Source organism: Accumulibacter sp., from assembly GCF_032229525.1.
Lineage (GTDB): Bacteria > Pseudomonadota > Gammaproteobacteria > Burkholderiales > Rhodocyclaceae > Accumulibacter.
Window position 1 is genome coordinate 1 of sequence record NZ_JAVTWB010000210.1, and the last position, 5,354, is coordinate 5,354.

Sequence of the window (5,354 nt, forward strand, 5' to 3'; positions counted from 1 at the left end):
CCACCATCACTTCCCAGTTGTCGGGAGCGTTGTAGGGGCGGTTGTTGGTCAGGCCGACGGCAAAGTCCGGATAGCGGTTCAACCAGGTGAGTTCGCGATCTTTTTCCGCCGCGACGACGCCGAAGCGTTCGCGTGCCACCTCCGGCGAACGGGTGCGGATCTGTTCAAGCAGGCCTGGATACGCAATACGGGCAGGAGCCAAAGGCAAGCCGACGGGCTCCGCCAACGGAGCATTGCCGTCGCGCGCCAGCAAGGCGTTGAGCTTGGCGGCGTTGTCGCGCCGGCGACGTTCGGCTTCGACGAGATCGATCTTCACCGAGGTCAGTTCGCTCTGCGCCCGCAAGGCGTCTTGCTGCGGCACCAGGCCGACGCCGTAGCGGGTCAGCACCAGCTGCTCGATGGCATCGAGCAGCGACAGCGTCTCACGCAGGATGCGGATCTGTCCCGAGGCCTGAAACTGCCTGGCGTAGGCCGTCTTGATGCGGTTCTCGACCTCCAGCGCGGTGCCCTCCTGCATGGTTTCGATCTGCTCGGCCTGCGCTTCGGCGACTTCACCGCGCAACTCCCGCTTGCCCCAGAACGGCAGCGGTTGAACCACCCGGTAGCGGGTGTTGCCGACCTGCCCCGGCAGCAAAGAAGGACTGCGCGAGGGATTCGTCGCGTTGGTGAAGTCCATCAGTTCCAGCTCGAAGCGCGGATCGGGCAGCGCCGCAGCCGGCTCCACCCGCTCACGTGCCGCCTGAGCCTCGAACTTGCGCACGCCGAGTTCGGGGTTGTGCTCGCGGGCATAGCTCAGCAAGCCGCTGAGTGAAGCCCCCAGCGGTGCCGAGGTGTCTTGCGCGTACAGCGGCGCGACGCGCAGGGCGAGTGCGAAAAGCACACAGGCAGTCGCCAGGCGCCCGGTACTGGCGTTGGGTATCAGGGGCATCATCGATCAGGGAATCCGGTGGCAGAACAAACTGCGTTCGCGGGTGCCGGACGCAGCGAGACGGTGCAGGAAGCTATTTCGCTGCCTCCAGCGTGGTGACCGTCAGAGCGTCGCCGACCTGGTCTGCCGTGAAACGGACGTTCTCGCCTGCCTTCACTTGATCGAGCATCGCCGGATCGCTGACGCGGAAGGCCATGGTCATCGGCGGCATCCCGAGGTTGGCCAGCGGGCCGTGCTTGATGGTGATCTTGCCGGCGTCCTTGTCAATTTTCTTCACCGTGCCTTCCGAGGGCGCTGCCTTGACGCTGCCAGTGCTGGCCCCGGACGGATGATGGCTGTCGTGCTCGGTGGCGGCAAGGACCGGATTGGCGAGCACCAGGGCGAGCAGGGAAAAGGCGGGGACGAGAGATTTCATGAGGGATCCTGTGGGTAGATTATGGGGTGTCGATTGGCCGTGCTTGTCTGTCTCACGACGCTGGCCTCTTCTTACACAAACATCTCACTTGATCTGAACCTGAGGTGAGCAAGGCCGGAGATGATGCACATTGCACCCGGTCAGCAAGCTGACCTGTGGATTACATTCCTGTAATGCTGCTCCCCTACCAAGGGGCAGGCGCGAGCGCTGCAATGCCTGGCTTACCTCATCTCGCGCGAGACATGCGCCTGATGTGCACGCTGTGCTGCGGGCCAGGTACTCTTGATATAGGCAAGGCTGGCGCGAATCTCTTCTTCGGCGAGAATGTTGGCGAACCCCGGCATGTCGCTGTTGTAACCGGGCGGTGCGTAGCGGCCGACCAGACCATTGCCGACGATGTCGATGAGGACCGTGTCCGGATGATGCCACGTATGACCACTGGCGTCGTGTGGCGGTGCCGGCAAGCGGCCGTCCGCACGGCGTTTACGCCATGCCGGCTGGCCTTCCAGATTCACGCCGTGACAGCTCGCACAATGCTCGACATAGACGCGCTGCCCGATGGCCAGCAGTCGAGAATCACTGGCATCGATCAATGGTTTTCTGCCTTGCCAGGCGGCCCACCCTATCGCAGCCACGAGCAAGGCGACACTCGCGGCCAGCACCCAGCGAAAGACCATGCCACTTGATGACCCCCCTGGCTCCGTCGGCGCTTTTGAATCGTTTTCTCCGCTCAATGCGCCATGCACCCCGGGTCCATGTGCTTCGCTCCCTGACAGCGCCGGGCGCGTTCGTTCCACAGGCTCTTCATGTAGGCCACCAGGTCGGCCGCATCGCGGGCGTTCAAGCGTCCCTCGAAGGCGACCATCCGGCTGTTCGGCGTCGGGCTACCCTTGAGGATGGTGTTCTGCAACTGTTGATCGCTGTGATGCCAGGCGTGCGCGGTATCGTCGAGCGCGGGCGCGAGGCCCTGTTGGGACTTGCCGAACTGCGGCGCTTCGCCGATACCGACCGCACCGTGGCAGGCCTGACAGTTGGCCGCGAAGAGCTTTTCGCCACGCTTTTCCGCCGCACTTTGCGGTCCGCGTGGTCCGCCGAGCGCCTGCCAGCTGCGACCATCGTCTGCACTGACGAACAATCTACCGATGTGGGTGGCGGCAAACAAGCGCTGGCCATTGCGCGCCATGACCAGAATCGCCTGCCCGCCGAAGCTGTTGGCCAGCGGCGTCCATGACAACTCAGGTTCCTGTGCCTTGAGGAAGCCCTGCCCCCACTGGAAACTGTAAAGCACTCCGCTGGCTTCGGCGCTGACCATGGTCACCGGAATGCGCAGCATCGACGCCGGCCGCCACGACGCGCCACCATCACTCGAGAAGCGCAAACCGTCTTCGGTTCCAGCGTACAGACCGCGTGGCGATGCCGAGATGTTCATCAGCTTTTCCGGTACGTCGCCGGCGCGCGCCCAGGTCCGACCGCCATCGCTACTGCCGTAGAAGCCGTCGGCAACGCCGTACAGGTGTTGCGGATCGCTGGGACTCACGGTCAGCAAGGCGAAGCTGTCCGGTCCACCCTGGCTCGTACGCTGCCATGTGCGACCACCGTCGCTCGAGCGCAGCAGGCCGCCCGAGCGGCCGCTGGCATACAGCACTGCGCTGTTGGAGGGGTCCGCCACCAGCGCCGGGAAACCGCCATCGCGCTTGGCCCGCAAGCTCAGCCGGCCATTTGGCTCGACCAGATACAGGCCCTCCTGGTTAGCCACCAACACACCATCGCTGCCGCTGGCCGGAGCAAGGGCGAAGACCCGGCCCAGTTCCGGAGCAGCGGCAGCTCCCTGGGCGGCCAGCGGAATAATGATCAGGAGGCTCGCCAGGCAGCGAGCGCCGAACAAGGACAAGGACGAAGGCTTCATGAAGATTCCAGTCTTTCGATCGTTGAAAGGGCGGTTGGCGATGATCGCACGCTTCGATGGTGACCATTGCCGTCCGTCAGAAAGCTGACCTGTCGGTTACATTCCTGTAAGCCGGCATTCATTGCTGTCGACAGCGTGCACAATCCGACCACGAACACTCGAGCAGGTAGCCCAGATGAAGATCCTGATTGTCGAAGACGAACCGAAGACCGGTGATTACCTGCGCAAGGGTCTGGTCGAGGCAGGCTTCGTCGCCGATCTCGCACGCGACGGTCTCGATGGCCTGCACCTGGCGCTGAACGGAGACTACGATCTGATCGTCCTCGATGTGATGCTGCCATCCATGGATGGCTGGGACGTGCTGCAAACCGTACGCCAAAGCGGACTCACAACGCCGGTGATCTTCCTCACCGCACGCGACCGCGTCGAAGACAAGGTGCGCGGGCTGGAGCTTGGCGCAGACGATTACCTGGTCAAGCCGTTCGCCTTCTCCGAATTTCTTGCCCGGGTGCGAACGCTGTTGCGGCGGGGTAAATCGCAGGATCCGCAGACTTTGCGCGCCGCTGATCTGGAGATGGACCTGCTCCGCCGCCGCGTCAGCCGAGCCAACGTACGCGTCGATCTCACGGCCAAGGAATTCGCCCTGCTCGAGCTGCTCCTGCGCCGCCAGGGTCAGGTCTTGCCGCGCTCACTGATCGCCTCGCAGGTGTGGGACATGAATTTCGACAGCGACACCAACGTCATCGATGTCGCGGTGCGTCGCTTGCGCGCCAAGGTGGACGAACCCTTCGACCCGAAGCTGATCCGTACCGTGCGCGGCATGGGCTACGTGCTCGAAGTCCCGGAACATCCCTGACCATGCGACGGTGGCCGATGTCGCTGACCACGCGTCTGGCGCTGCTCTTCGCGCTGCTCATGGCCACTGTGTTGATTGTCGTCATGCTGGTACAGGGAGCGGCCGTCGCAGGCCATCTTCGCGAGCTCGACAGTCAGGAGCTGACGGGCAAGGTGAGCCTGATCAAGAACCTCTTGCACCGCGCCGAACCGTACCGAACCCTGGCCCAACGGCTTGACGATGCCTTCATCGGGCACGACGCGCTGGCGGTGGTGCTGCGCGACGCCGAAGGCACGGTGGTCTATGCGATCCGCCCGGAGATCTTCGACAAACGGCAAGCCGCCGAGGACGCGTTAGCGGATGCCCCGACGCTTTGGGACAAGGGTGGCAAGCAATACCTTGGGCTGGAAACCACCGTCGAGGCGCTCGATTTCTGGTCGCAGCCAACTCGCTTGCAGGCTCTGGTCGGACTCGATGTCTCGCATCATCTGCTCTTCCTCGAACAGGTGCGCAAGCGTCTGTGGGTCGACATCTCCTTCGCGGTGATCGTCGCCACCTTGTTCGCCTTGTTCGCCGCCCACCGCGGACTGGCACCGCTACGGCGGGTAACGGCCACCGCACGCAGCTTGTCGGCCGAGGGCCTCGGCGAGCGCCTTGCCGAAGGTAGCGCACCGTCCGAAGTGCGTGAGCTGGTGGTGGCCTTCAACGGCATGCTGGAGCGACTGGAATCATCGTTTCGCCGCCTGTCCGATTTCTCTGCCGATATTGCCCACGAACTGCGCACGCCGGTGTCGAACCTGATGACCCAGACCGAGGTCGCGCTGTCGCATAGCCGAAGTTCGGATGAGTACCGCGAGGTGCTCGCCTCCAACCTCGAAGAGTACGAGCACATCGCACGCATGGTCAGCGACATGCTGTTTCTGGCCCAGGCCGAAAACGGATCTCTGCCGCGCTCGGCCGAAGCGGTGAACCTGGCCGATGAGGCACGGGCACTGATTGACTTCTACGAAGCGCTGGCCGAAGAGAAAGAAGTGCGCATCGTGCTTGCCGGTGAAGCGAGCGTGACTGCCGACCGCCCGATGATCCGCCGTGCGCTGTCCAACCTGCTGTCGAATGCGCTTCGCCACACCCCACCGGGTGGCGTTGTCGAACTTTCGCTTGCCAGCGAGGCCGGCTTCGCCACGCTCGCAGTCAACAACCCCGGCGATACGATTCCGGCCGATCAACTGTCACAGATCTTCGAGCGCTTCCATCGCGCGAGTCCAGAGCG

General features: G+C 63.7%; 6 protein-coding genes. 2 read left to right on the forward strand and 4 right to left on the reverse strand.

The annotated features are described in order from the left end of the window. The 4 genes from RUW20_RS17010 to RUW20_RS17025 form a co-directional block, all read right to left on the reverse strand. On the reverse strand, window positions 1–931 hold a 931-nt coding region (locus RUW20_RS17010), incomplete at its 3' end, for a TolC family protein (protein ID WP_313953414.1). 70 nt (window positions 932–1,001) lie between these two features. Beyond that, window positions 1,002–1,343, reverse strand: a complete 342-nt coding sequence (locus tag RUW20_RS17015; protein WP_313953415.1) for a copper-binding protein — start codon at window positions 1,341–1,343, stop codon at window positions 1,002–1,004. Between the two features lie 221 nt (window positions 1,344–1,564). Then, window positions 1,565–1,936 carry a c-type cytochrome gene (locus RUW20_RS17020; protein ID WP_409559381.1) on the reverse strand — a complete coding sequence of 124 codons (372 nt, stop codon included), beginning with the start codon at window positions 1,934–1,936 and terminating at the stop codon, window positions 1,565–1,567. Between the two features lie 137 nt (window positions 1,937–2,073). Beyond that, on the reverse strand, window positions 2,074–3,249 hold the full coding sequence (locus RUW20_RS17025) for a c-type cytochrome (RefSeq protein ID WP_313953417.1): 1,176 nt from the start codon (window positions 3,247–3,249) through the stop codon (window positions 2,074–2,076). A 175-nt stretch (window positions 3,250–3,424) separates the two neighbouring features. On the opposite strand from RUW20_RS17025, the gene RUW20_RS17030 reads away from it, so the two are divergent. Then, window positions 3,425–4,105 carry a heavy metal response regulator transcription factor gene (locus RUW20_RS17030; protein ID WP_313953418.1) on the forward strand — a complete coding sequence of 227 codons (681 nt, stop codon included), beginning with the start codon at window positions 3,425–3,427 and terminating at the stop codon, window positions 4,103–4,105. A 17-nt stretch (window positions 4,106–4,122) separates the two neighbouring features. Further along, the coding region (locus RUW20_RS17035; RefSeq protein ID WP_313953419.1) for a heavy metal sensor histidine kinase at window positions 4,123–5,354 on the forward strand (1,232 nt) is incomplete at its 3' end.

Excerpts from the sequence above, each read along its gene's own strand:
- RUW20_RS17015 (WP_313953415.1), bottom strand. The coding sequence starts at position 1,343 with ATGAAATCTCTCGTCCCCGCCTTTTCCCTGCTCGCCCTGGTGCTCGCC.
- RUW20_RS17025 (WP_313953417.1), bottom strand. The coding sequence starts at position 3,249 with ATGAAGCCTTCGTCCTTGTCCTTGTTCGGCGCTCGCTGCCTGGCGAGC.
- RUW20_RS17030 (WP_313953418.1), top strand. The coding sequence starts at position 3,425 with ATGAAGATCCTGATTGTCGAAGACGAACCGAAGACCGGTGATTACCTG.